The sequence below is a fragment of the Shewanella sp. genome (assembly GCF_013214165.1).
In the GTDB taxonomy this organism is placed as follows: domain Bacteria; phylum Pseudomonadota; class Gammaproteobacteria; order Enterobacterales; family Shewanellaceae; genus Shewanella.
The window spans coordinates 41666-67739 of sequence record NZ_JABSSM010000008.1 but is presented as its reverse complement, the minus strand read 5'-3'; the positions used below and the strand labels follow the sequence as shown (position 1 = coordinate 67739).

The window sequence follows — 26074 nt, the reverse complement described above, 5'->3', positions numbered from 1 at the left end:
CACATACCTCTAGTCATTGTCTAGAGGTATGTTTATTTGGGTTAACACCACACCGAGTCTTCTGCTCGCTGCACTCAGGTCAGCGCGCTTGTCTCCCCTGAAATTCAAAGGCTGCAATGAGATACTCATCCTAGGTACTGATTCAAGCAAGCTCTGGTATTTATCGCTAAGATCCAGATGATCATTTATGCACAGATAAACCAGCTCGTCATTAGCTAATGCCTTAGTTAGGTGCTCGATATACTCCTGACTCCCCTCAGCGGCTTTCCCTGGTTGGCTCGCTGCCGCTTCAAACACATTTCCCGATGTTCTTAGCAGCTTGGCCAGAAATCCCGTCTCAAGTGGCTGTCCCAATATAAAAAATATGGGTCGTACAGAAAGGCTCTGCATCAGAAACAGATCTTTCGCTGCACTTGATGAGCCAGTTAATATCGCTCCTCCACGTTTAGGTAAGCTATCACCTTGAGCCACAGACAGTGGATATATGAATCTCGCCAAGAGGTAAGTTACCAGCCTCAATCTCAGCTCAGCTAGGCTGATAAACAGCCAGGCTCCAACCAGTAAATTTGCTAGGGCAAGCACCAAGAACAACTGCAATATACTCCCGCCCCAAGGGCCCAAGAAGATGATGGCGAAGATGGCTGACATCACCATAAACAATGCATTCATGATGTTATTTGCCGCAATGGCCTGCGCGCACTCCCCCTCCTTGGTCCTCGCCTGAATAAATGCATACAAGGGCACGATAAATAGACCACCACTGGCCCCCACCATGAATAAGTCAAACATGAGCCGATAATGTTGAGGCTCGCCAATGAAGCTGCCGGCAGTATACACATCGACAGGATTCGACTCTGGTATAGCCCAATACAAGTCAATACCAAAAATGGCCAACCCCAATAAGCCGAAGGGCAAGAGGCCTAACTCGACGCGTTTAAATGACATGCGATCACATAAAAATGATCCTGCCGCTATACCGACAGAAAACAAGGCTAACAACAAGGAAACTACTGTGGCTCCTGCATGCAAGTGTAACTTAGCAAAATTGGGAAATTGAGTAAGATAGGTTGCACCAAGAAACCAAAACCAGCTGATGGCGAGTACGGCCATCCATATCGAAGGCGTTCGTCTGGCTTTCCTGAGGCAGGCTATCGAACCGGAAAAGGGAGTGAAGCTCAACTTTTTAGCTTCAAAGCTTAGGGGGATAGATGGGATAAATCGACTGGAGATGTAGCCAACAGATGCTAAAAAAACCACGGTTATCGCGGCTAACGTGTTGGCATGATCGCTGGCAACGATCAGACCAGCGACTATGGTGCCGATCAAAATTGAGATGAAGGTGCCCATCTCAACCCAGGCATTGCCCCTAACCAAGTCAACATCCTTCAATACCTTAGGCAGAAGTGAATATTTCACCGGGCCAAAGAAAGCAGATTGTGTCCCCATCAGAAAGAGCAACACCAACATGATCAAGTAACTTTGGCTAACGATTGCCGCCGCACCACAGCACATGATGATCACCTCTAACAACTTGAGGCGTCGAATTAATATCGCTTTATCGATATTGTCGGCGATCAGACCCGCGTGAGCAGAAAAAAGAAAGAAGGGAAGAATAAACAAACCGGCGGCGAGATTAACAAATAGATTTACATCGATAGGCAGACTAGCAAGTTGCGAATAGGTGACCAAGAGTAACAAGATATTTTTATAGACATTGTCGTTCAACGCTCCCAGACACTGAGTAATAAAATAGGGCAGGAAACGTCGAGTCAAAATCATAATAATCCTCTAATCTATCATCCAGAGCAGATAGTGACTTGTTAGACTACGAATAAAGAACAGGCCATCATTGATTGATGGCCTGTTTAACGATATTAGTTTAACTCTCAGCTGTTAGTAGAACGTCCCAGGCTAAGTGGGGAGAACCCACCACAATAAAGTTAGGGTTTTCTAAAGATTCTCGCTCATTATAACTCAAGGGCTGAAGCTCAATATCCATGATCTGCCCGCCAGCCTCTTCGACGATGATCTGAGCGGCACCTGTGTCCCACTCGCCCGTTGGCCCGATACGAACATAACAATCGGCTTTTCCTTCTGCCACCAGGCAGCTCTTTAAAGCGGCTCCACCGAGTACAATCAATTCGCAATGTTTGGTATGGCTAAATAACTTAAGTACCGACTGCGGGTCTTGACGTCGGCTAACGGCGAGCTTTAGCTGTGGGTCCCGATCGACAGGCAACTGACGGCTCATGATCCTGACCTCTGATTGACCATCACGCTTATAGGCTCCTAGCCCAGCAATGGCGTAATAACATACCTCTGTCATAGGCACATACACTATTCCCATGATAGGTCGATTATGCTCTATCAGGGCGATAATCACAGAGAAATCACCACTGCCCGCGATAAACTCCCCGGTGCCATCTAAGGGGTCTACCAACCAATAACGTTGCCAGTCCTTGCGCTCAGAGAAAGGAATATTCGCATCTTCCTCGGAAAGCACCGGGATATCGGGAGTCAAGGCTTGTAACGCGACAGTGATAATATTATGAGCTGCAATATCTGCCGAAGTCACAGGCGTATTATCAGACTTTATCTCTTTTTCAAAAGTCCCTTTGAGATAGATATCGCGTATCTTTATTCCCGCTTCAACAGCAATATCAATTGCTTGTTCTATGTACTCTTCTGGCTTCATAACTGCTCCAACAGCCGACTCACACATACACGTATAAGAAAAATGGTTCTTATAATTATGTTTTAAACACTTATAGTTTTAGATATTTTTGAGCTAAAAACAAGGCGCTTACGCTCCTAGACTCTGAAAAGTCTTCCTGTTCGAGCAAAGATTGCCAATTATCCAGCGGCCAGGGAACCATCTCGATAGGCTCAGGCTCATCTCCTTCCAGAACGCTCTCATAAAGATCTTCGGCAATAAAAACCTGCATCTTGCTGGCAAAATAACCTGGGGCCAGACTCAACTCCATAAGATGGGTGAGCTTTTTGGCCCCAAAACCTATCTCTTCCTGCAGCTCACGATTAGCAGCTTCATGTGCCTCCTCGCCGGGATCGATTAAACCTTTCACAAAACCGAGCTCGTAGGTATGAGTACCAGCGGCATATTCGCGCCCCAGTAATAGAGTATCTCCATTGAGCACAGGAACCACCATCACAGCACCACGATTATTCCCCTTCATTCGCTCATACTGTCGCTCGACCTGATTAGAGAACTTGAGGTTGACCTGCTCTATTATAAACAAGCGACTTTGCGCAACAATCTCTGAACCTAGAATTTCCGGTTTCTTGTGCTTCATAGGAGTCCCTGAGCCAAATGGTAAGTGCTTAACAGTACAATCTTACTATCCTGTTTTTAATCTACAACCAGAAACTGCCTTGATTAAGGAATAAGATAGATTAATATTAGGCTTCTAGATAGTTGAATCACTTGTACACTCAAGGTAAAGCCCTACACTTCAAACAATTAAAACGGAATAATGATGTTTCCATGGAATGAGATAGATACTGTGTTACTCGATATGGATGGAACCCTACTGGATCTACATTTCGATAATCACTTCTGGTTAAGCTTGGTCCCAGCGGAATTAAGTCGGCAAAGAGGCTTGACTAGCCAAGCCGCACAAGCGTTAGTTGAATCGTGTTACGATAAAGTGTTCGGCACTTTAGACTGGTATTGCTTAGATTATTGGGAAAATGAATTACGGCTCGATATCATAGGGCTGCACAAAACCTTAGTCGATAGGATTCAGTTAAGACAGGACAGTATGCCATTCCTGTCCGCCCTAGGTGCGCAAAAAAAGTCTCGCATCCTGGTCACCAATGCCCACCCCAAAAGCTTGGCCCTGAAACTAGAACATACAGAACTAGCTGCAGGACTAGACCATATGCTCTCCAGCCATGAAACGGGTTACCCTAAAGAGCACCCTCACTTCTGGCAACACCTCTTCTTGCAGTTCCAGTTAGATCCTAGTCGCTGCCTGTTTATCGATGATAATGAAGCTATATTACAGGCAGCAAAAGATGCCGGCGTGGCTTATCAGCTGGGTATAACCAACCCAGACAGTCAGCAAGCCAATAAAGTGTTTAGCGATTTTCCCGCAATAGGTGATTATCACCTGTTGCTGGATGATCTTCTAGCGGGTTAGCTTAGCCGCAGACATGAAAAAGGCACCACTTGGTGCCTTTTTCATGTAACCCAATCTATGACTCTTATTGGGACTGGTATTCGTTAGAATCCGGGGATCCGGCCTTGATAACTGATCGGATAATAACCTTGGCTGTCTTTCTTACCCAGGAAAACCAATGCCTGCTGCAGATCTTCCGGTTGTGCGGCTGTCTCTTTTATCTTAGCGCTGAGCTGGACCACCTTCTCGGCCTGCAGCACCAGAGTGCCGCTAAAGCCTAACTGATTCATAGTCTCATCTGATTGCACCTTCACATTGCCATCGACACAGCTCAGGCCTAGCTCTATGTCTCCAAGAGGATAGTTGCCGAACTGGTTTTTGACCCGGGCACTATTGATAAACAGCTTACCATTTAACTGTTCACACCAAGGGGCCCCTTGTTCGAGGTGTTCGATAAACAAGCTGATATCGCCACCGACTTTAGTGCGGAAAGGTAGGCGATTATTGCCTAACAGGAAGCTAGTCGGCGCCTCGAATCTCAGGCCTTGCGCATCGATTCCGCTCATGGAAACAATGATTAATCCTTTACCGTTAACCGTCGAGCCACGATTACCTATGACCAGATCTATCTTGGCCTGACCCAGCAACAAACCCCAGGGGCTCAACTGCCACTGAACCTGTTCTAATTGCCTACCTTGTATTGTTAGCGACTCGATACTTCCCGACCATATTGAACCAGAAACACCACTCAAGTTGATATTATTAGGCAGAGGCGCCAGCGTTATCACCACACTTGCAGGTAACAAGGCCAGCAAAAATACCAGATAGATGCACACGCCGATAATAATTTTTTTAGTTAAATTCACTACTACACCTTAATAAAAACGATCATTACTGCGACAATTGAATACGACGAACACGCACTAAACCTGCCGTATCAGACTCTGCTAAATCTATGCTTTCTAAGGATAGTCCCTTCTCTTGTACCAGCTCGTTGAGGTAGCCGAGTAATGCATCGAAAGGGACATCATCCATCCAGATTTGAATTTTCTCCCCCTGAGGCTGCATACGAGTGATCTCCAGGCCAAACGCCCCCGCACTCTGATTCACAGCCGCACTCAGGCTCCCCCTGAAACTGGCTTTATTACCACTCTCCTTGAGACCGGCTATCTTATTTGCCGTCTGCTTAACAAAATTAAGGGTCGTCTGTTGTGCCTGTAAGCCTCTTTCGGCCTCAATTTCTGCATTCGATATCGGCGTCCAGATCCCCCAATAGAGAAAAGCAATAATGAGAAATACACCACAGACGCCGACGAGCTGCTTCTCACGTAAGATGAGACCGTTCCACCATAGTTTCACATTTTCCATGCTACTTACTCCTCAAGGTCAATGTGCTGGTAACTGAATCTTCACCGCTGTTCATCGCACCCGAATCCAACCTATATGAGCGAGAAACAATCTCCTTAAACTGTTCCACTTGGGCATAGCTCTTGGCGGTCACCTGCATACGCAGCTCATTGCGGCCACTATCGAAACGTAGCGTAGTTGGCTTTAACTCAGGCACCTGAGTAAATGCCTCCTCTAAGCCTTCAAGCATAGAGAAAAACTCACTGCCACCTCCGCTGCCCTGCATGTTCCTGAGATGCCTGTCCATTTGAGATCTAAGATTTACTATACGTGAGGTTCCAGGTACGGCTTGCTTAAAAATAGTCTCGCTCTGCTGCTGCAGACGCGCCTGCTCGGTATTCATCTGGTGAATGTTGAGCCCTTTATTCACCAGGGATAGCACCAGGGCAACCACGATGACAATGGCTGCATTGCGCCAAATCTGTATGTGTTTGCCATATTCACGTTTAGGAGTATAGCTGCCGGATAGTAGGTTAATCGGCGCCGATAAGATCCCTTTAGCCAGCACCAGCATAGGAAGCTCGAGTTCTTGTGGCTGAACCTGAGTACCGGCTAAATTCAACTCGCTATAGCCAGCGACGGTGACCATGGCCTCGCTATCCGCAGGAAGTAGCCTTGGCAAGACCATGTTCAGCCAGTCTTCACTCAGACTCACTCCGACTCCGGCACCGGTGCGGAGTAAATATTCCTGATTAAATTTAATCGCCGCCCACTGACACTCCTGCAGGGGTAATGCCAGACAATCGGGGACGATACGCTTAGGTTTTAAACCCGCATCACTGAGCCAGGTTAGCCAGGTTTGCATCTGCTCATGGGCAACCACAGCCACGCTGAGGTGCTCGCCCTCACGAGGGCCGGTGACAAAATGCAGATCATCAACATTTTCAGCTAGGTTCTCTTCCAACATGAAAGGTAATGCTTGGATCGCTTGACGCTGCCCCTTCTCGGGCAACTCTACCTGGGTCAAGGTTATCGCCGACGAAGGAACCAGGACATCGACGGGGCGATTGCCGGCTCGCTCAGTCAGGCTAGCCAATGCCTGAGCATTTTTAAGCTCACCAGACCCTATAATTTCCTGCTCCAGCTCAGACCAAACCAGCCATGAGCAGCCTTGCTCCTGACTTGTTCCTAAGCGGATAAATAGTCTTTCACTCAAATTTATTCTCCACTAACCTCATCCCTTACCAACACGGATTCAGACAAGGTTATGCTATTTTTATTAAGCTCACCGACGATACTCGCTATCGTCAGGATTATTTCTGCCCACCAAATTGACGAGTCAATACCTCTATCTTAGATCCATTCATCTGCAGCACACTCTCTAGCCGGAAGGTGGCACTCTCAACTTTCGCCCCCGCCTCCAACTTGAAATACTTTGATGTGACATCGAAGCTGGTTTTTAACGCCGCATCCGCGGTGATCAGGCTGGCAATAGAAGAGATCTCGGTAAAATCCTCAAGCTTCTCAAATCCGCCTCCGGGGCGCTGATTGATGATGCTTTCAGCCTCCCCCACAGAGATCTTATTATCAAACATGCCCGCAAGCAGCGCGGCCTGCTCAACCTCTATGGTATTCACATTCAATACCTGGGTATTATTACCGGGTATCACACAGATATAAGGCAGTAACTTGAGATAGACATCTTGTGTATATCCCAACACGGCTCGCAACTCACTACGATGATTCATCAAGGTATTAGCCGCACGGTACGGCACGGCCCGGGATTCATAATCTGCATCTTCGGCGCCAAATGGGCTAGCCGTAGTATCCTCATCGATATAATCTTTTAGGGTATGGGTTATCCGCTCGGCGCCGAAATCATCCATGCCCAATGCAACCAGTAAACCTTTATATTGCACCGCCGCCAGTGGTAATTTCGGCTGGCCATTACCTCCGGCTCCCTTGTCACTCTCGACCGACAAGGCATTGAGGTTGAAGCAAGACTGTAAATCTGAAATTGTGCCGCCAATCTCGCCATTGTCTGCGGGGAATACCACATCGGCCTGGGCCCAATATTGCTGTAGATGTACCGTATCATCCGCGTCTTCGAAATCTTGCTTGAGTACTTTTTTAGCTAACTCTTCGGCGGAAATGGCATACCAGAATGCCTGATTATACTCGGTCAAATTGAGGGTGCGACGCACAGATAGCTGATTACGGCTATTAATGTTGGTGGCGATAATTGCCACCATGGCGACGATCAATAAGACCACGATAAGCGCGACGCCACGCTGTTTGGCTGCAAGCTGATTCATTAGCTTATCGCCCCGGGTAATGACGGGTTCAGCTCGCCATGGGCTAATTGAGCCTTAACCATTAAATTTTCAACCATTAGCTGCCACCGCCCTTGTTATTACCACCGCCGCTATCATTATTTGCTGCGTGTGACGCGCCTAAGGGCAGTAAAAATTTACGTTGAATCTTGCCTAAACCCTCTAATTCGATCTCCATGGCTATCGCCTTGGGCAACTTAGTACCATCGACCTTACGTTCCCACTTGTCTTCCATAAAGAAGGAGTACTGCACCGATATCACCCCTCGCATCACTAGGGTTTTTATCGGATCTGCGCCAAATCCTGGCTCAGGGTATGGGTAATACCAACGCTCGAGGGCACCGTCTATGACCACGTACGCCACCGACTGTATGCTGCCACGGGGCAAGATCCCATCCGGATTGAGCCAGCCCAAGCGGAAGAAGACCAAGGCCTCTGATTCTGAATCCAAAATATCGGTGCCGGTTTGAAATACTGTGCTGCCGCGGCTACCTTCCAACAATCTTGGTGTCCTGGCCACCATCTGGCCTAAGTCACGCTCTAATGCACCAAAGCCTTGCTGCATCGCCCTTAACTTGGTGGAAAACTCTTTGGTGACTTCATCGTTTTTAATCACCGTACTCAATACCGCATTTGCCGCCAAGCCGATCATGGCGAAGATAGCGATAGCGATCAACATCTCGAGTAAGGTGAAGCCCCTATTGCGGCTATTGTTGATCGAATACATAACTGCTCACCTGGGCAACAATACGTTTATAACGAGCATCATTGCTGACACTGACACGTATCATGCGGAACTTGTCATCTGAAGTTTTTACTATCTCTTTTCGCCAATACCAATCACGGCCGGCAAGCTCCATTTCGCCGTCTTTCTTGCCTATTTCTGGGAACTTAGCGTCCAATCTGGCATCGACCATCACATTATTAGCCACCCATTGGGCATAGGTACGCTCTTCTAAGATGGGCATGTTGGCGATCTGATCCCCCAGGCTCTTAGTAATTGATACCGCAGCGATGGAAAACACCGCCAGGGCCACTATGACCTCCAACAAGGTCATGCCTTTGGCTTTGGCTCTCTTGATGCTATTAGTGCCCATAGTCACCGCCATCGAACTCATCGTCTCTCCCCAGAGATAAGCGTCCGAGCGAATCACCAATCACAGAGGCTTCAATGTCGTTACCTTGCTCATCTACACTAAAAAAGGTCATCTCGAACGCACTCATCTCACCACTGGGGAATAACAAGATCTGCGGCTCAGGAAACTTCTTTTTCTCCTCTGCGGTCTTCTCGTCTATGAAGGGCTCGTCGAACCAGGAATCTTGCTCTTCATCTTCCTGCACCAGAGGTAGACCATCCAAGACCAGGCTTATCTCAACCCCTTCTTTCATCTGCCGTTCGGCCAAAATACGATCCCTATCTAATGACTTCCATTTACCCTCATCGTAGAAAACATATTTATAACTGGTTTTTTCGATCACGATACCGATGAAGTGACCGCTGAGCACAGTCTCATCGAGTACCATCTCGGTAGCGGCCATAAACTGCAGGGCCGCTCTCTCGAGTTGTTTCTTACCATCGGCGCCGCCCATGGTCATGGTCACAGCCGAAGCAGCCAAGCCCATCAAGAGCACCACTAAGAGCACTTCCATCAAGGTGAAACCTTGCTGGCGTAATTGCTTCATCGGCTAACCCCGTAGTGAGGAGAGTCTGGAATATGCAGGCATATCCATGATGCACTCAATAATTTCATATGATTATCAGTTCTTACTGGAAGTTCTGTAGATTCCAGTTACCGATATCATCATCTGTGCCCGCTTGGCCATCTGGACCCATGCTGAAGATATCAAGCTTGCCATTTTCACCTGGGCTCAGTAGCAAGTAATCATTTCTCCATGGATCTTGTGGTAAACGCTTCACATAGCCATCTTCACGATAGTTACGCGGCTCAGGTGAACTATTGGGTTGTTGTACTAAGGCATCCAGACCCTGTTCGGTCGTTGGATAGATGCTGTTGTCCAAACGATACATGTCTAAGGCATTCTCTAAGGCGACGATATCTGAAACCGCTTTCTGTTGATCGGCCTTATCCTTGTTTCCCATCAGATTGGGAACAACCATAGAAGCTAGAATCCCTAAGATCACGATAACGACCATCACTTCGAGTAGGGTAAAACCTTTCTGCTTATTTTTTGTTTGCATGAACAACATCCTCTTAAAAACGCTCTGAGCCTCTAGTTAGCCTCAGAGAAAATGAAAAACGAAACGCTTATTTACTGATAACACTATTGTACGATTAATCCTAAACTTAACCACTGACCATATTATTGAGCTCTAAGATTGGTTGCAGAATAGCCAAGACGATAAATAACACTACGCTAGCCATGCTAACAACCAGCATAGGCTCAAATATCCCCAGTGCTATGGTGACATTCGACTCGAATTCTCTGTCCTGATTATCCGCAGCTCGTTCAAGCATCTGCTCTAATTGGCCGCTCTTCTCACCCGAGGTGATCATATAGAGCATCATGGGCGGGAAAAGTTTGGTATTGGTCAATGCTGCACCTAAACTGGTGCCTTCACGCACACGCGCCGTGGCGTCTTCCACCGCGGCCCTGACCTTGACATTAATCAACACCTCGCTGGCAATTCGCATCGCATCCAGTAATGGCACAGAGCTCGCCGCTAAGATGCTCAAGGTCCGAGCAAAACGCGCCGTGTTGAGTCCCTTACTGATCCTGCTAATAACAGGTAACTTAAGCAATAATGAATCAAACTTCATCCGGTATTTAGGTTTAGTCAGTAGGCGTTTAAACAACACAAACCCAGCGACCATCATACCTAAGACAAGCACTCCATAATCTCTGACAAAGTCTGACGATAGGATCAGTAATTGAGTCGTCCAGGGCAACTGCTGGCCCATATGTTCGAACTGGCCAACGACCTGAGGCACTACCGCGGCCAATAGGATCGCGATAACGCCGATGGCGACAACGGTTAACACAACGGGATAGATCATCGCCTGGGTCATCTTGCTTTTCAATTGCTGCCTGCGCTCGGTGTAGTCGGCCAAGCGGTTCAGCACCACCTCGAGATGACCCGACTTTTCGCCCGATGCCACCATGGCACGATAGAGATCATCGAAAATATGGGGGAATTCGGCCAGAGAATCGGCCAGGCTATAACCTTCGACCACACGGGAACGCACCGCCATGATCATGCTAGCCAGACGATCTTTCTCGCACTGCTGACCAACCGCTTGCAATGCCTCCTCGATCGGTAACCCCGCCGCGACCAGAGTGGCAATTTGACGCGTGAGCAGCGCGAGTTCTGCCACGGATATCCCCCGCTGAAACAGACTCTTGCCTGCGGAGTTAGCCTTAGATGCCTTCTCGATAACCGGCTTAATCTCTAATGGCATCAAGCGCTTATCTCTTAGCTGGCCACGAGCATGGCGGGCGGTATCAGCCTCGATCACGCCTTTCTGCTGTTTGCCTTGCTTATCTAACGCCTTATATTCAAATGCCGGCATAGAAAACCTCCATAGCTTCCCATAGCGGCCTAGCTAATTTATTTATAAACAAACACTCAAATACAGGCATGAATTATTCCTCGCGAGTAACGCGTAACACCTCTTCGAGGGTAGTTTTTCCAATCAGCACCTTACTCATGCCATCATGACGAATGCTAGGTGTGGTTTGACGAATAAGCTTTTCGATGGCCAATTCACCACGTCCAGTATGGATGAGTTCACGTACCTCGTCGGTGACGATAAGCAGTTCATGGATACCCGTTCTACCGCGATAGCCATTATTGCCACAAGACTTACAGCCTTCGGCGCGATATATGACGCCTTGATCGTCTGCACTCATACCCAGTAATTTACGTTCACTGCGATCCGGCACATGTTCAGATTTACACTCGGAGCATAAGGTACGGATCAGGCGTTGGGCCAGCACGCCCAACAGACTCGACGACACCAGGAAAGGCTCCACGCCCATGTCCTGTAATCGAGTGATTGAACCCGATGCGCTATTGGTGTGCAGCGTCGATAACACCATGTGACCCGTTAATGATGCCTGCACGGCAATCTGCGCCGTCTCCAGGTCACGGATCTCTCCTATCATCACCACATCGGGATCTTGGCGCAAAATTGCACGCAAGCCGCGAGCAAAGGTCATATCGACCTTAGTATTTACCTGAGTTTGACCTACCCCCTCAAGTTCATATTCGATAGGATCTTCAACCGTAAGAATATTGGTTTCTTTCGAATTCAGTTCGCTCAGGCCCGCATATAGCGTTGTACTCTTACCCGACCCAGTGGGCCCTGTCACCAAGATAATGCCGTGTGGCTTACGGATAAGTTCATCGAATTGAATACGGATCTGTTCGGTCATACCAAGCTGAATGAGGTCTAAGTTGCCGGTATTTTTATCCAGCAGACGCAATACCACACGCTCGCCGTGACTCGACGGCATGGTCGACACACGCACATCGACGGCGCGGCCGCCTATTCGCAGTGAGATCCGGCCATCTTGAGGAACGCGCTTCTCGGCGATATCCAGACGTGCCATCACCTTGATACGGGAAACCAGTAAAGATGAGAGTTTGCGATTGGGCTTGAGCACCTCTTTGAGCATGCCATCGACGCGAAAACGGACAACCAGCTGCTTCTCATAGGTCTCGATATGAATATCTGAGGCTTCCTCCTTGATCGCTTCCGATAGCAAGGCATTGATCAATTTGATGATAGGCGCATCGTCATCCCCTTCGAGCAGGTCCTCTGTTTGAGGTAACTCTTCGGCTAATGTGTACAAGTCCATCTCATTGCCAATATCTTCCATCAACTGCTGTGCCTCGGAAGAGTTAGCCTGATAAGTCTGAGTCAATCTCGCCTCAAACTCAACAGGCAGCAGCTGTACTAAGGGCAGTTCACGCCCCGTATAGCGTCTGACTTCGAGCAGAGCAGCCAGGGGGGTTGCGGCGGTATGATACAAGGTCAGAGCTGCATCGACACCGGTATCTATCACCACATCGAAACGATGGGAGAAAGCGAAGGGCAAGCGTTCTCTACTATCGGAACGAAACTCCTCGTCACTGTCTATTTCAGCGTCGCGCCTAACCTCGTCAGACACTAACGCCAACTCATCACCCTGAGGGGGTTGAGTATTACTCATCGCCATCATCTTCCGTATCCAGAGGCTTGTCTTTTTCTTTGCTCTCGGAGATGCTCTTAAGGGCAGGGTCTGTCTCGCGCATTTTGGTCTCCAGACCTTTGCCCTCTTTATAACGCTCCAGAATATCCCTCACCTCAGGCGGCAGATATTCGGACTGATCCCACTCATCGAGTATCGGCACATCGGTATTGGGCATCAGGTTAATGCCTCGATCTTGCTGCTCTAACTGCAACGCACGGAAGTAGTTGTACTTGCGACCCGCTATGCCTTCCATGATGATGCCATCACGAATAATGGTTGCCTTGATGAATATCATCAGGTTCTTCTTCTTCTTACTGCTCGATGAAGACCTAAACAGGTGACCGATGATCGGCAGGTCACCGAGGAAAGGCACCTTCTGCACACTCTCCTGTACTTCCTCGTTGATAAGACCACCCAAGACGACGATCTGCCCCGAATCCGCCATCACAGTGGTCGTCAAACGGCGAGTCGCGAAGGTGACATCGACGGCAGTCCTGCCATTGATACCCGAGACTTCCTGCTCAATCGTCAGTTTAACTGAGGTGCCTTCGTTAATCTGCGGGATCACTTTCAACTTGACCCCCACTTCTTTACGTTCCACCGTGGTGAAGGGATTCTCGTTGCCGTTACTCGAACTCTGACTACCGGTTAAGATAGGCACCTCGTCACCGACGATGAATGAGGCTTCCTGGTTATCTAAGGTAGTGATAGATGGCGTCGCTAATACGTTTGACTTGGTATCGCTCGATACCGCTTGGATCAAGGCACCGAAATCACCCATGGCTACACCCCAGGCCATGCCGTTAATCTTGCCTAATGCTTGGGCCAGCACGGTAATATCACCGGGAGTATCCGGATTATCGGTACACTGACCCGTTTCGATATTACAAGTCTGTGACGCCTTCTGATCCTTCGCTAACCAGACACCGGCACCGACCTCACCTATGGTCGGGCCTAAGTTATTGAACTGGGTTCCACCGCCAGCCGATGTTGCCCATTGGATACCGAAGCCGACATCATCACCCTCGGCCACTTCGACGATAATCGCCTCGACCAATACCTGAGCGCGGCGAATATCCAGCTGATTGATCACGCTATCTATGGTGCGCATCTGATCTGGCTGCGCCGTGATCACCAGGGCGTTCGTCTCGGCATGGGCCATGATATTGATATCTTTACGGCGCTTGCTGCCACCCGCCTTGCCACCATCTTGATCGCTGGAAATCTGATCGGCAAAACCCATCAATACTTCGACAAGATCTTCTGCATTGGCGTATCTCAGATAGCGAACCTTGGTATTACCTGTGCTGGCCTGCTCCGCATCTAGCTTCTTGATCAAATCGATCACACGTTTACGACCCTTATCGTCACCGCTGACAATCACGGCATTCATACGCTCATCGGCAACCACCTTAGGAACCTGGCCCGACTGAGACTTGTTACCTGTGACACGATTTAAGGTCTCGATGATACGAACTATCTCACCCGCCGATGCAAATTTCAGTGGTACCACCTGCACTTCGGTATCACCTTGCTTATCGACGCGGCGAACTATCTCGACCAACTTATTGACTACGGCTGCGCGACCAGAAATCATCAAGACATTCGATGGATCATAATTAACTACGTTACCGCCACCGGCATTATCATTAAGCTGACGCAGCAGGGGAGCGAGTTGTTTCGCTTCGGTGTTGTATAGGGCGACGATGCGAGTCACCATCTCATCGCCGACACCGGGAGCATCGTCATCGGCGACGCGAATCGATGCTGTTTTAGCATCCTTATCTTTAATCACCTTGATGATGTTGTTATCCATCTCCACGACGGCATAACCATAGACCTGAAGCACATTGAGGAAGAATTGATAATATTGTTCATCATCGAGAAGATCATAGCTGCGGACATTGATCTTACCGCGAACCGTGGGGTCGACGATAATGGTACGATTCAAATTTTTACCAACAATATTGATAAACTCCTGAATATCCGTCCCTTTAAAATTAGCCGCATACTGCTCAGACCAGGCAAGTTGAGGAGCTAAAAGAGACGCTCCCATCACCATGGCTGCAATTAATTTTCTGCGAAAAAACTTCTTATTCATTATGTTACTTCCCATAAATCCATTAGTTCGCCCATAAGGCTCAAACAAATACTGATGTGGAGTGAGGACCAGGTATTAGTCTCACCCTCTAATTTTTAATTATTCCGGCAAACTGAACATGATCTCGATTAGCTGCCCATCTCTTTCGACCATAAGAGATATTTCAGTTAATTCAGATAATTGAGCCATCACTTCCATCGACTGGCTCATTGAAGTTAGATCATAACCGTTCATAGACTTAGCAAGATCGTTGGCTTTAAATCCTGCCTGCTTAAACAGTTCCCTGTTCTTCCCCGGATTCAAACGGTAACCACTCAACTCGCCGTTGCGGCGAACGGGAGATATGGATAAAAAATCGGTAATTTTACTCGGATCGGCCAATAGTTCCTCACGGGAGCGCTTGATCTCTTGAGCTACCTGCTTATTTTTACGCTGATCTATCTTTCTTACCGACTTGGCTTGTTGAAGTTGCTTATTAGCCTGACTGTTAGTTTCATATTTCAGACCATCGAGCATCAAGGTCTCATAACGACCCGAATTGGTAATGATGATGCGATCGGCATAGACCTCTTTAAGTGATGCAGATGTTCCTTTAATCTTATCCCCTAAACCATAGGTATTCTGCGAGCCGCTTGAGGCTATAACCGCTAGCCCTTTCTGCTGTATGGTCGAGGCGACCACACCCGTTAACTGTATGGATAGAGAGGTTTTTGGTGCATCTGTGATCATCTCGACTACCGTCTCAACCTTAGGCCTAGAGGCATTAGAATCCAACCTACCAAAAAGCGCTAATTGTTGCAGTTCGCCAATATTTACATCGCTTTTGGAACGACTGCTGACAGGCGTTGGGCGCCAGGTTTGAGCTCCATCCGCTACTGGGATAATTTTCCAGGTGATCTGAGCTAATAGGTAAATTACAAGCACGAGAAAAAGCCAAAAAGTAGCTGAACTCAAAGGCTTATGTGGTATACCTGCGGCCTTGGCAATAACTTTATCTAATATATCCATATTTATGTGGACCCTCTATGCAGGTCTCTGTTCTGATTATAATAATTAGTAAATTCTGACTCATGCTAACCTACACTGTGGAGCGCAACAAGCGCAACAAGCTTACAACAGCGGCATAATTGGCTACGATGGGCTAATTATGTTAACTTTACTCGCCTTCAAACGGTGTGAAGCCGATCGTGATCTTAGGTGATTAGCGAGCTTTAAAAGCATTTTATTACCCAGCATGAGACCTCACCCGCCCTTAAAATAGCCACTAGTTGTTACACCACGGAGACTCAATGACCAAGTCCCTCGACCCCGCAAGCTCGGTCCGACTGGATAAGTGGCTTTGGGCCGCCCGCTTTTATAAGACACGTGCCATCGCCAAAGAGATGATCAACGGCGGCAAGGTCCATTATAACGGCCAACGAACCAAGTCGAGTAAGATGGCTGAGTTAGATGCTGTAATAAAATTAAGACAGGGGCATGACGAAAAAGAAATAGTCATCAAAAAACTGTCTGAACAGCGACAAAAAGCCATTATTGCGCAAACTCTATACCAGGAAACCCCCGCAAGCCTAGCCAAACGAGAGACATATGCCGAGGCAAGGCGGTTGAATGTACTCAACAATCCCGCACCGGATCATAAACCAGACAAGAAGCAGCGACGCCAGCTGATTCGCTTTAAAGCAGGCTAATGCACTTTAAATCGACCTAAGCGTTGAAAAAATGGCCTCCCGGCACCATATACCTATTTAATTGACGCCGATAGTTCGGTTTCAGAAGTAATGTAATTGTGAGATTGAGATGAGTAAAGATAATTTACACCGCTACCTATTTGAAAATGCAGACGTTCGTGGCGAATTAGTACAACTCGAGAAGAGTTATCAAGAGATTTTGTCTGCCCACAAATATCCAGTACGGATCCAGCACCTTCTAGGTGAGCTTATGGCGGCAACATCTCTACTTACCGCGACACTGAAATTCGATGGTGATATCAGTATACAACTTCAAGGTGACGGCGCGGTCTCACTTGCCGTTATCAATGGTAACAACCTACAACAGCTACGTGGTGTGGCTCGCTGGAATGGTGACTTGAAGCAAGACGCCGATCTGCAGCAACTATTCGGCAATAAAGGCCATATGGTGATCACTCTGACGCCTACCGATGGTGAACGCTATCAAGGTGTCGTTGCACTAGACAAGAGCAGCTTAGCAGCCTGCCTCGAAGAATACTTTGCTCAGTCTGAGCAACTACCCACTTCGATCAATCTATTCGCCAATGGCCAACAAGCTGCTGGCATGCTGTTGCAAGTACTGCCTAGCGAAGGTGATCATAACGTCGAGTTTGAACATTTAGAGCAACTGACTGCCACGGTAAAGGAAGAAGAACTTTTTTCTCTTGAAGCTGAAGAGGTACTTCATCGTCTCTACCATCAAGAAGAAGTACGCCTTTTTGACCCGATCCAAGTCACCTTCTCCTGTACCTGTTCGAGAGAACGCAGTGCTCAGGCTATTCGCACTGTCCCTAAAACAGAAATCGATGCCATCATCAACGAGCAAGGTAAAGTAGACATGGGCTGTGAGTATTGCAATACCAACTACAGCTTCGACTCCATCGATATCCAAGCTATCTTCAGCCATGCACAGGCTCCCGCCGCTAAGCAGTAGCCTGTATCTAGCATACTAAATACCAGATACCAGATACCAGAGGACACCTTCGAGCGTCCTCTTTTTCTTTTTTTGTCAAAAAATCGATCTTACTCACACATTCATTTCCGCTTACGTTACAATCGAGTTCAAGCGCATTAAGTCGCTTATATATAATAAATAATTTTCTATATAAAGGAAAAAGCCGGCAAAGACTGGCACCTGAATTCCGACCTCACACATGGAGATTTAACAATGGCGGATGGATCAAAACTAACTCACCATAACCCTACGACCGCACAACTCATCGAGCTAGCCCTTGCCCGCGGCGAAGGTGAACTCACAGCCAATGGCGCGTTAGTCGTAAAAACAGGGGAACGCACAGGCCGTTCACCTAATGATCGCTTTATCGTCAAAGAGCCAAGTTCAGCAGCCGATATCGATTGGGGCCCAGTGAACAAGCCTTTCGAACCAGCTAAATTTGCCGCCCTATGGCAGAGAGTCGAAGCCTATCTGGCCGATAAAGAACTGTTTATTTCTGAGCTAGAAGTCGGTGCAGACCCTGAGCATTACCTGCCAATACAAGTCACCACAGAAACGGCATGGCATCAGCTATTTGCCCGCAACCTATTTATCGTCCCTGAAGAGTTCAATGCCGCAGATAAGCCAGTCTGGCAGATCATCAATGCTCCTGGATTTGTCTGTGATCCTGTGCGTGATGGCACATATTCTAATGCGACCGTTATCTTAAACTTTGCCGAACGTAAGGTGCTGCTTGCCGGCCTTAAGTATGCCGGTGAGATGAAGAAGTCCATGTTCTCGGTACAAAACTTCCTGCTGCCAGCCAAGGGCGTATTGCCGATGCATTGCTCGGCTAACGTAGGCAGAGACGGCGACACCACATTATTTTTCGGCCTGTCGGGCACAGGTAAGACGACACTGTCGGCCGATCCTAAGCGTTTCTTGATCGGCGATGACGAGCACGGTTGGGCACCAGGCGGGGTATTTAATATCGAAGGCGGCTGTTACGCTAAGTGTATCGATCTGAGCCAGAAGAATGAGCCGGTGATCTGGGACGCAATCCGCTTCGGTACCGTACTGGAAAACGTGGTCATGGATGAGAACCGTGTGCCGGACTACAGCAACTCGACACTGACAGAAAATAGCCGTGCGGCCTACCCGCTCGAGCATATTGACCTCAGAAAAGAAGAGAACCGTGGCGCCGAGCCACACGCAGTAGTCTTCTTAACCTGTGATGTCTCAGGCGTGCTACCACCAGTGTCGCTCCTGACCAAAGAACAAGCCGCTTATCACTTCCTATCGGGTTATACCGCTAAGGTTGGCTCGACCGAGATGGGTTCCAGCGCCGCGATTCAGTCGACCTTCTCCACCTGTTTCGGCGCACCTTTCTTCCCCCGTCCTGCCGGTGTCTATGCCGAACTGCTGATGCAGCGCATCGAATCATTCGGCAGCCAGGTATATCTGGTCAACACTGGTTGGACTGGCGGTCCACATGGTGTCGGTAGCCGTTTCGACATTCCGACGACTCGCGCTATCGTAGATGCGATTGTCAGTGGTGGGCTCAAAGATATAGATACTGTGTACTTAGAAAAGCTTAACCTTACCATTCCTGTCGCCATTCCAGGCGTCGAGACTAGGCTACTCAACCCAGTCAATACCTGGGAAGATAAGGCACTATATGCCGAATATGCCCAGAAACTGGCAGAGAGCTTCACCGCCAACTTCGAGAAGTATCAGGTAGCGGATTCGATTAAGCATGCCGGACCGAATGCTTAATACGGTCTTTCTATTAGGTTATTTGTGATCTGATAGTTTTGCCGATTAATCCCAGTTTAGCTTTGACTGATCTGGGATTTTTTATGCCTGATATTTTATTTATGCTATCGAATAACAAGTAGCACATACTCATTTAATCTGGTTTCATTGTACGGTTTTGATATTTTGTTGCTAGCTAAGTACCAAAGCTTCTATTGTGTTTATTGCCTGCAGCAAGCGTATGTGCAAGTAATTTCTCAGTACGCTATGAATATGTCCCTATACGCTCTGCGGTTTCATCCCTGAAACCGAAGCCTTCGAGCTCACTTACACTAAATTATTCATCTCTTCGATTTAAGCTGTATTGGTATCTTGAATAAGTTGCAGTCTAAATACGCTAATTATCTTCAACGCCCTTGTTCACCAGCGAGTAAATTGGAGTTGTTTTTGCTGATTTTTTTGCAAAACGCAACAAGTGTATCCAGTCAGGGTGCAGCAGCTTGTTAAATACGATCTTCAACTGCACATTGCTCACGAAGGTTCTCTTTTATTTTAAAAGGGATCACTCCATTCACTTCCAATTCGATTATAGATAAAGCTTGCTCTAACCACATTGATTCATTTTCATTGAATTGTTCAAGATGCTTATAGTCATCGATAGACAAAACATCATATAACAGCTCCTTTACAGAACCTCTATGCCCCAGCGGTGAGAATGATGATACGAAACGTTCGATAGCTAACTTACGCTCTTTGACATATTCCTTGTTCAGAGCTCGTAAATCTTCGTAGTGTATTTCATTTTGCCTTTCTTTAACCCAATCATAAAAATCACATACTTGTTTATGATAAGTAGAAAGAACCAATTTGATATCGATACCATCATCTTGTTCTCGTATGTATTTTTTTGCTAAAGATTTAATTGAGCTAGATTTAAGCAATTCACTAGAATCTAAGGAGACAGTAAAAATAAACCCCTCATCGGATTGAGAATCAAAGCTAAACCCCGAGCTAATGGCAGGTAATTTTTCATGCTGAGCGTAAGTTCGTAAAAACTCAACAAACTTACTGAGTGAATTGTTATCAAATCTAGCTTTAACTTCAGATTCATAGTCATCGAATTTTATTGATTGCTTTTCATACACTCTCCGATATAAGACTCTAGAGTGATCAACTAAAGACTTTGCTGCACAAATATAATTATGCAGTTTAAACCCTAAGTGCTTCTGACATTCATACAACTTCCAGCGGTTTACTATTGCAAACAGCTCTAAACCAACCTTTTCATCGCACATGTAATCAATTACTGACATTAATTCTTTGTAGTTTGACTCAAATAAAGCTAGTGAGTAATCAAAGTGATCCAGTAAATCGATTCTTTGTTTAACTTGTTCGATATTCAAATTTACCCCTAGCACTTAACATTAGTATTTTGTGCATGCGCGGTTTGCTTTTCTCATTAATCAGTAATTTATCATTAGCAGTTGTCGTTAGCTACTGAGACGTAAGCATAAAACTATTTTTAATTCAGGCAACACATACAAACACGATTTTAATGCACCAAACTTCAATGACTTACTGCTACAGGTGCGATCTTTCTTTGTAGAAGCTATACACCACGAAGGGTGAGAGTAACGATAGTTACAAACTTTCGAACGAGAGACACGATGTCGAACTGGCTTCTTGATATAGATACCATCACAGAGAGTACGGAGAAGAGCAAAAACTAACAGCAAAAGCCACCCAGCTTCTTTGAGCGTAAATCGAAGAGATTATAATATCCAGTGTAGGTGCGGCTGCGAGCTTCCAAAACAGGGTGAGGTATCACGAAGTGATACTCTCCGAACGAGAGATAGGGATGCCGAGCTGGCCGTTAAACATGGATGTTGTTTGTTTTGGCAGAGCCCACAGGGAAGTGCTTGCGGCGGTTCGCAGAAGTATTTGCATGATAAGCCCACGGCAGGTGATAGATAACAATGAAGGTACGATCTTCAATCACACTACCCAATGGCTACTTTCAATTTTCTAGCAGGCAAGTTATATAGCGAAGTATCTACATCCCCCCGTCGGGCCGGTAATAGATAACCATGAAGCTTCGACCTTCAATATCCTTACTCAACATAAATGAGCCACATCATAAAATATACAGGCCTTCATTCCAGGCCAAAATCAAAGCGGTAAAATTTTAACATTCACCTTGTATTCATTACAATTTTAATGAAATATACGCAATCGATAATAAGATCAATATTGAGTACCTAACATGCGTTTCAAGCACTTATCAGCCGCCATCTTGGTTAGCCTCGCCAGTTCCTCCGTTATCGCTAACGATGAAATAGCGTTTCAGCTCGCCGCTCCCCAAATCGCTAATACTTATATCAATGATAACATCCTGCCACCCAGTATCGAATGGCATGGCAAGAGTGAAGCTCTGCTTCATAGCGCCGATGATCCATGGGCGACCCCCTTCGAGCAAAACGGCCTCAAGACCAGCCCGAGTTATGCCGACACGTTTGCCTGGTTAGATAAACTCATAGCCCAAACAGATAAGTTGCACAAGGTCAGCCTAGGTAAGAGCCCACAAGGCCGAGATATCTGGATGATAGTGGCATCGGCAAACGGTGCAGATTCTCCGGCGGCCTTAGCCGAAAACGGCAAGCCCAGCGTGCTGGTTCAGGCGGGTATTCACTCGGGTGAAATAGACGGTAAAGACGCCGGCATGATGTTACTGCGCGATATCGTTCTGGGTAATAAAGGTGCACTACTCGATAATGCCAACTTGTTGTTTGTGCCTATTTTCAGTGTCGATGGGCACGAGCGTTCAAGCCAATACAATCGCGTCAACCAACGCGGTCCGGTCAATATGGGCTGGCGTACAACGGCTAACAACCTTAATCTGAACCGAGATTATGCCAAGGCCGATGCCTTAGAGATGCAGCATATGCTACAAGCCATCAACGACTGGCAGCCCTCCCTCTATATCGATGTACATGTCACCGATGGCATCGACTATCAGTATGATGTGACATTTGGCTATAATCTGCCACAGGGACTCAGCCCTGCGAGTTATGCCTGGTTAGAGCAAAGCTACCGTCCCGCCATCGAGTCGGCCCTCACTCGCCAAGGCCATATCCCCGGCCCCTTGATATTCGCCATAGATAACACAGATATCACACAAGGCATGTCGCTTTGGAACCCCAGTCCACGTTATTCCAATGGTTACGGTGATGCCAGACACCTGCCGACCATCTTGATAGAAAATCACAGCCTTAAGCCCTACAAGCAGCGAGTACTAGGGACCTATGTGATGCTCGAAGCGACACTGAAAATCCTCGGCCAACAGGCCACCAAGTTAACCTCAGCCATCAAGCAAGATAAATTCAGCTATCCGGCGAGAGTCACCCTCACCTGGAAAGAGGCGCAGCAAGCGCAGGGCTGGGACTTTAAAGGCATAGAATATCGCATGGAAGTCAGCCCGATCAGCGGCAATGAAGTTGTCCGCTGGAACGGCGTGCCTAAGCTTTATCCTAACCTGCCTGTGATGAGCAATACCGTGCCGGACATCAGCGTGACTCGGCCCAGTGCTTATTACATTCCCCCGCAATGGACTGAAGTAATCGAACGTTTACGCATTCACGGCATCCGCATGACGAGACTACAACAGCCAACAGAGATGACTCTGCAGCAGTATCAGCTGAGCAATCCTAAGTTCAGGATCAAAGATTATGAAGCCAGACAGACGGTGAAAGCCGATGCGAAACTCGAGTCTGTCGAGGCCAAGCTGCCTAGCGGCACGGTAAGAATCGATACCCACCAGCCCTTGGGCGATCTGGCTATCTTGCTACTCGAGCCCCAATCACCGGATTCATTGCTGCAGTGGGGCTTTTTTAATCCCATCTTCACCCGCACCGAATATATAGAGAACTATGCCGTAGAGCCGCTGGCGGCTCAGATGCTCGAGCATGACCCTAAACTACAACTCGCCTTCGACAAGGCCCTCAAAGATGAGGCGTTCGCGGCAGATCCTAAGGCACGCCTGCGCTGGTTCTATCAGAGAAGCCCATATTATGATAACCAATACCAAAAATACCCGGTATTGAGAGCAAAATAACGCTGAAGTTATGCCAATCGGGCTGTAGATACTATCCGGCTGGCATAACCTTAGGTCGGTTTCTTGGCCGAAATTGAATAGCTCAAGGGCACACGCTGCTGTTTGTGCTGCATAACATATCTTAGTACTCGCTCACCGGATGCCTGAACATGAACTTCTTCGACCAGGCCCTCGAAACAGTTATAGGGGCTAAAGTCGAACTCATTATAGTGCTCGAGTCTGAGTCCGGTGCGGAGCAAGGCATTGATAATATCTGCGATAGAATGCGGCCAAGTGATCAGGGTGTCTTTCTCACCAGAGCAGTTCTCTGTATAGGTACCCTCTTCATCGACATCTGGCTCAGCCTGAGAAAAATAGCTATAGCCATCGAACAAGGCTTCCAATGGATGAAACTCAACCATATAAAACTGACCGCCGGACTTGAGGCAATCGCTGACGACTTGGGCCCACAGATCCAGATCCGGTAACCAACATAGGGCGCCATAAGACGTAAACACGATATCGTACTGCTTAGACACTTTATCTGCTGTGCCATAAACATCAGTACAGATAAACTCAGCTTCTAGACCCGCCTGTAATGTAAGCGCTTGGGCCTTTTCGATTGCCGTAGACGAGAGATCTATGCCTGTGACTTGGGCGCCCTTTCTGGCCCAGGACAAGGTATCCAAGCCAAAATGGCATTGAAGGTGAAGCAGACTCTTGCCTTGCACCTCAAGCTCACTGAGCTCAATCTCTTGCAGGGCACACTTACCCAATAGGAAACCTGCTACATCATAAAACTTTGAGGCCACATGGGTGTGAGTACGCTTATTCCATGCAGATTTATTGATTGCTAAGTAGTCCATTGCTCTCCCTTATTTATCTTCTATCCATAGTGAGTGGCTAGATTTATAGCACTCATAAAAGTGGTGATGAAATTCACCACATTGCTGGTCTAAAAACTCACAAGTCACGCATTAAGGTTAACACTTTAACAGATACCGCCCAACACGCAAAAAATAACCATATAAAACATGCAGATGCGATATTGGCATAAACACTGCTTAATAAACACTGCAAAGAGAGTGGTAATAGAGACCGCAATGGTAATGACTTAATGCGTACAAGAAGAAAAACTTAAGCCTTAACCACACATAATAGATTTCAAAGGAACAGAAACATGACTTTTCGCCCAACAGTACTCGCTTCTATTTTTGCCCTATCCCTATCAGGATGCATTATTAACGTCAATGGCGCCAGCATGGAGCCGCTGGAACACAGTCAACAGGTGATGCAACTCGATGCTAACGGGCTCAACGCTATGGTCGCCAATACGGGAGCCGGTTCACTGGAGATAATTGGGGTCGATGGGCTTACAAATATCATACTCGAGGCCGATATCTACACCTATGAAGAGATGGAACCGAACTTGTCTCTAACTCAAAAAGGTAACACAGCCTACCTGGTTGCCGAGTTTGGCCCGAGATTTGGCTCAGGAAACTCTCCATACATAGATCTCGTTATCAAGATTCCAGCTAAAATGACATTAGATATCGATGACGGCTCAGGCAGTATCAAGCTCTCTGGTATAGATGCCAATATCAAGCTTGAGGATGGCTCGGGTAGCATAGAGATCCAAGGGGGCAGAGATCTAACTATACAAGATGGCTCTGGCTCCATAATTCTGTCGAATGTGCAGGGTAATATCGAGCTCAACGATGGTTCAGGCTCGATAGATATCAGCAAGGTTAATGGTGATGTCAGTATCACAGATGGATCTGGTGACATGTCGATCAAAGACATTCAAGGTCGAGTCACCATAGAAGATGGCTCAGGTGGTATTGAAGTGGTCAATACTAAGGGACTGACGATCCTCGAAGCCGGCTCCGGCAACTTGAGTTTCGACAAGATAGATGGCCAGGTCAGCATGCAGTAACAGCGCTAGTAACCACTGAATTAACAGACTTCCCGGCGCAGCGACTTTGCAATTTCATGAGTCGCTGCCCACCCCGCACAGAACGCTATATTCCAACTCAGTTCAACGTGTTCACCTAGCTCAATTTATCAGACAGCCTCAGCAATCATGAGGAGTTTCTGTTGCCTAGATAATTTCTTAACGCTAATCTCTCGCTTCAACGCTTCAGAACGATTGCCGACATTTTCGGTATACGCCAGCGATAGCGGTCCCTTACCTCGAAGGAATTTAGCCGCCTTTTTTCCGCCTCCTTGATGCTCCTTCAAGCGGCGCTCTATGTCTGTGGTCACTCCGGTATAGAGGTGACCATTGCCGCAGCGGATCATGTATAGCTTCCAATTAGACTCAGCCACAACAACTCCATAACAATTAAATCAAGATGTGGACCCCAGAAATAAGACCCCGAGTCCACTTTACCGGGGTCATATCACCTAGCACCTAGCACCTAGCACCTAGCACCTAGCACCTAGCACCTAG

The 26074-nt window shown here is 47.4% G+C and carries 24 protein-coding genes; 6 read left to right on the top strand and 18 right to left on the bottom strand.

Annotation, left to right across the window (positions count from 1 at the left end):
* Positions 1–9: 9 nt before the first annotated feature.
* From HRU42_RS04025 to nudE, 3 genes are all read right to left on the bottom strand, one after another.
* Positions 10–1779 (bottom strand): MFS transporter, encoded by a 1770-nt coding sequence (locus tag HRU42_RS04025; protein WP_295029056.1) that lies wholly within the window; start codon positions 1777–1779, stop codon positions 10–12.
* A 100-nt stretch (positions 1780–1879) separates the two neighbouring features.
* The gene (gene cysQ / locus HRU42_RS04020; RefSeq protein WP_295029055.1) at positions 1880–2695 is read right to left on the bottom strand and encodes a 3'(2'),5'-bisphosphate nucleotidase CysQ; all 816 of its coding nucleotides are present in this window, start codon (positions 2693–2695) and stop codon (positions 1880–1882) included.
* Between the two features lie 70 nt (positions 2696–2765).
* Positions 2766–3311: an ADP compounds hydrolase NudE gene (gene nudE / locus HRU42_RS04015; protein ID WP_295029054.1), complete on the bottom strand. Its 546-nt coding sequence runs from the start codon at positions 3309–3311 to the stop codon at positions 2766–2768.
* Positions 3312–3494: 183 nt separating this feature from the next.
* On the opposite strand from nudE, the gene yrfG reads away from it, so the two are divergent.
* Positions 3495–4160, top strand: a complete 666-nt coding sequence (gene yrfG / locus HRU42_RS04010; protein WP_295029053.1) for a GMP/IMP nucleotidase — start codon at positions 3495–3497, stop codon at positions 4158–4160.
* Between the two features lie 83 nt (positions 4161–4243).
* On the opposite strand, the gene HRU42_RS04005 is transcribed toward yrfG, so the two are convergent.
* From HRU42_RS04005 to gspC, 12 genes are all read right to left on the bottom strand, one after another.
* Positions 4244–5005 (bottom strand): type II secretion system protein N, encoded by a 762-nt coding sequence (locus HRU42_RS04005; protein ID WP_295029052.1) that lies wholly within the window; start codon positions 5003–5005, stop codon positions 4244–4246.
* Between the two features lie 25 nt (positions 5006–5030).
* A complete protein-coding gene (locus HRU42_RS04000; protein WP_295029051.1) occupies positions 5031–5507 on the bottom strand; it encodes a type II secretion system protein M in 477 nt (158 codons plus the stop codon).
* 1 nt (position 5508) lies between these two features.
* Complete coding sequence (gene gspL / locus HRU42_RS03995; RefSeq protein ID WP_295029050.1) at positions 5509–6702, bottom strand: type II secretion system protein GspL; 1194 nt, start codon at positions 6700–6702, stop codon at positions 5509–5511.
* A 97-nt stretch (positions 6703–6799) separates the two neighbouring features.
* Entirely contained in the window at positions 6800–7801 is a 1002-nt protein-coding gene (gene gspK, locus HRU42_RS03990) for a type II secretion system minor pseudopilin GspK (protein ID WP_295029049.1), read from the bottom strand.
* Positions 7802–7877: 76 nt separating this feature from the next.
* Positions 7878–8546 carry a type II secretion system minor pseudopilin GspJ gene (gspJ, locus tag HRU42_RS03985; RefSeq protein ID WP_295029048.1) on the bottom strand — a complete coding sequence of 223 codons (669 nt, stop codon included), beginning with the start codon at positions 8544–8546 and terminating at the stop codon, positions 7878–7880.
* The gene (gene gspI, locus HRU42_RS03980) at positions 8527–8928 is read right to left on the bottom strand and encodes a type II secretion system minor pseudopilin GspI (protein ID WP_295029068.1); all 402 of its coding nucleotides are present in this window, start codon (positions 8926–8928) and stop codon (positions 8527–8529) included. Before gspI ends, gspJ begins: the two co-directional genes overlap by 20 nt.
* Entirely contained in the window at positions 8906–9502 is a 597-nt protein-coding gene (gene gspH / locus HRU42_RS03975; protein WP_295029047.1) for a type II secretion system minor pseudopilin GspH, read from the bottom strand. The genes gspI and gspH overlap by 23 nt, the downstream gene beginning before the upstream one ends.
* 82 nt (positions 9503–9584) lie before the next feature.
* The gene (gene gspG / locus HRU42_RS03970; protein WP_295029046.1) at positions 9585–10019 is read right to left on the bottom strand and encodes a type II secretion system major pseudopilin GspG; all 435 of its coding nucleotides are present in this window, start codon (positions 10017–10019) and stop codon (positions 9585–9587) included.
* Positions 10020–10125: 106 nt separating this feature from the next.
* On the bottom strand, positions 10126–11349 hold the full coding sequence (gene gspF, locus HRU42_RS03965; RefSeq protein ID WP_295029045.1) for a type II secretion system inner membrane protein GspF: 1224 nt from the start codon (positions 11347–11349) through the stop codon (positions 10126–10128).
* A 73-nt stretch (positions 11350–11422) separates the two neighbouring features.
* On the bottom strand, positions 11423–12994 hold the full coding sequence (gene gspE / locus HRU42_RS03960) for a type II secretion system ATPase GspE (protein ID WP_295029044.1): 1572 nt from the start codon (positions 12992–12994) through the stop codon (positions 11423–11425).
* Positions 12987–15116, bottom strand: a complete 2130-nt coding sequence (gene gspD, locus HRU42_RS03955; protein WP_295029043.1) for a type II secretion system secretin GspD — start codon at positions 15114–15116, stop codon at positions 12987–12989. Before gspD ends, gspE begins: the two co-directional genes overlap by 8 nt.
* 99 nt (positions 15117–15215) lie before the next feature.
* Positions 15216–16124, bottom strand: a complete 909-nt coding sequence (gspC, locus tag HRU42_RS03950) for a type II secretion system protein GspC (protein ID WP_295029042.1) — start codon at positions 16122–16124, stop codon at positions 15216–15218.
* A gap of 281 nt (positions 16125–16405) precedes the next feature.
* On the opposite strand from gspC, the gene hslR reads away from it, so the two are divergent.
* From hslR to HRU42_RS03935, 3 genes are all read left to right on the top strand, one after another.
* The gene (hslR, locus tag HRU42_RS03945) at positions 16406–16804 is read left to right on the top strand and encodes a ribosome-associated heat shock protein Hsp15 (protein ID WP_295029041.1); all 399 of its coding nucleotides are present in this window, start codon (positions 16406–16408) and stop codon (positions 16802–16804) included.
* Positions 16805–16913: 109 nt separating this feature from the next.
* Positions 16914–17777 carry an Hsp33 family molecular chaperone HslO gene (gene hslO, locus HRU42_RS03940; RefSeq protein WP_295029040.1) on the top strand — a complete coding sequence of 288 codons (864 nt, stop codon included), beginning with the start codon at positions 16914–16916 and terminating at the stop codon, positions 17775–17777.
* 234 nt (positions 17778–18011) lie between these two features.
* Positions 18012–19553, top strand: a complete 1542-nt coding sequence (locus tag HRU42_RS03935; RefSeq protein ID WP_295029039.1) for a phosphoenolpyruvate carboxykinase — start codon at positions 18012–18014, stop codon at positions 19551–19553.
* Positions 19554–20035: 482 nt separating this feature from the next.
* On the opposite strand, the gene HRU42_RS03930 is transcribed toward HRU42_RS03935, so the two are convergent.
* Positions 20036–20935, bottom strand: coding sequence for a hypothetical protein (locus tag HRU42_RS03930; RefSeq protein ID WP_295029038.1), 900 nt, complete (start codon positions 20933–20935; stop codon positions 20036–20038).
* Between the two features lie 860 nt (positions 20936–21795).
* On the opposite strand from HRU42_RS03930, the gene HRU42_RS03925 reads away from it, so the two are divergent.
* Positions 21796–23643, top strand: coding sequence for a M14 family metallopeptidase (locus HRU42_RS03925; RefSeq protein ID WP_295029037.1), 1848 nt, complete (start codon positions 21796–21798; stop codon positions 23641–23643).
* A gap of 50 nt (positions 23644–23693) precedes the next feature.
* On the opposite strand, the gene HRU42_RS03920 is transcribed toward HRU42_RS03925, so the two are convergent.
* The gene (locus tag HRU42_RS03920) at positions 23694–24488 is read right to left on the bottom strand and encodes a bifunctional 2-polyprenyl-6-hydroxyphenol methylase/3-demethylubiquinol 3-O-methyltransferase UbiG (RefSeq protein ID WP_295029036.1); all 795 of its coding nucleotides are present in this window, start codon (positions 24486–24488) and stop codon (positions 23694–23696) included.
* A 314-nt stretch (positions 24489–24802) separates the two neighbouring features.
* On the opposite strand from HRU42_RS03920, the gene HRU42_RS03915 reads away from it, so the two are divergent.
* The gene (locus tag HRU42_RS03915; protein WP_295029035.1) at positions 24803–25558 is read left to right on the top strand and encodes a hypothetical protein; all 756 of its coding nucleotides are present in this window, start codon (positions 24803–24805) and stop codon (positions 25556–25558) included.
* A 128-nt stretch (positions 25559–25686) separates the two neighbouring features.
* Here the strand turns inward: HRU42_RS03915 and HRU42_RS03910 are convergent, their stop codons facing one another.
* Complete coding sequence (locus HRU42_RS03910; RefSeq protein ID WP_295029034.1) at positions 25687–25950, bottom strand: GIY-YIG nuclease family protein; 264 nt, start codon at positions 25948–25950, stop codon at positions 25687–25689.
* Positions 25951–26074 lie beyond the last annotated feature (124 nt).

Bases quoted from the DNA above. Each gene is read 5' to 3' on its own strand.
- HRU42_RS03920 (WP_295029036.1), bottom strand. From the start codon at position 24,488: ATGGACTACTTAGCAATCAATAAATCTGCATGGAATAAGCGTACTCAC.
- nudE (WP_295029054.1), bottom strand. From the start codon at position 3,311: ATGAAGCACAAGAAACCGGAAATTCTAGGTTCAGAGATTGTTGCGCAA.
- HRU42_RS03925 (WP_295029037.1), top strand. From the start codon at position 21,796: ATGCGTTTCAAGCACTTATCAGCCGCCATCTTGGTTAGCCTCGCCAGT.
- gspJ (WP_295029048.1), bottom strand. From the start codon at position 8,546: ATGTATTCGATCAACAATAGCCGCAATAGGGGCTTCACCTTACTCGAG.
- cysQ (WP_295029055.1), bottom strand. From the start codon at position 2,695: ATGAAGCCAGAAGAGTACATAGAACAAGCAATTGATATTGCTGTTGAA.
- gspH (WP_295029047.1), bottom strand. From the start codon at position 9,502: ATGAAGCAATTACGCCAGCAAGGTTTCACCTTGATGGAAGTGCTCTTA.
- hslR (WP_295029041.1), top strand. From the start codon at position 16,406: ATGACCAAGTCCCTCGACCCCGCAAGCTCGGTCCGACTGGATAAGTGG.
- gspK (WP_295029049.1), bottom strand. From the start codon at position 7,801: ATGAATCAGCTTGCAGCCAAACAGCGTGGCGTCGCGCTTATCGTGGTC.
- hslO (WP_295029040.1), top strand. From the start codon at position 16,914: ATGAGTAAAGATAATTTACACCGCTACCTATTTGAAAATGCAGACGTT.
- gspG (WP_295029046.1), bottom strand. From the start codon at position 10,019: ATGCAAACAAAAAATAAGCAGAAAGGTTTTACCCTACTCGAAGTGATG.
- HRU42_RS03915 (WP_295029035.1), top strand. From the start codon at position 24,803: ATGACTTTTCGCCCAACAGTACTCGCTTCTATTTTTGCCCTATCCCTA.
- yrfG (WP_295029053.1), top strand. From the start codon at position 3,495: ATGTTTCCATGGAATGAGATAGATACTGTGTTACTCGATATGGATGGA.
- gspD (WP_295029043.1), bottom strand. From the start codon at position 15,116: ATGAATAAGAAGTTTTTTCGCAGAAAATTAATTGCAGCCATGGTGATG.
- HRU42_RS04000 (WP_295029051.1), bottom strand. From the start codon at position 5,507: ATGGAAAATGTGAAACTATGGTGGAACGGTCTCATCTTACGTGAGAAG.
- gspC (WP_295029042.1), bottom strand. From the start codon at position 16,124: ATGGATATATTAGATAAAGTTATTGCCAAGGCCGCAGGTATACCACAT.
- gspE (WP_295029044.1), bottom strand. From the start codon at position 12,994: ATGAGTAATACTCAACCCCCTCAGGGTGATGAGTTGGCGTTAGTGTCT.
- HRU42_RS03935 (WP_295029039.1), top strand. From the start codon at position 18,012: ATGGCGGATGGATCAAAACTAACTCACCATAACCCTACGACCGCACAA.
- gspF (WP_295029045.1), bottom strand. From the start codon at position 11,349: ATGCCGGCATTTGAATATAAGGCGTTAGATAAGCAAGGCAAACAGCAG.
- HRU42_RS04025 (WP_295029056.1), bottom strand. From the start codon at position 1,779: ATGATTTTGACTCGACGTTTCCTGCCCTATTTTATTACTCAGTGTCTG.
- gspI (WP_295029068.1), bottom strand. From the start codon at position 8,928: ATGGCGGTGACTATGGGCACTAATAGCATCAAGAGAGCCAAAGCCAAA.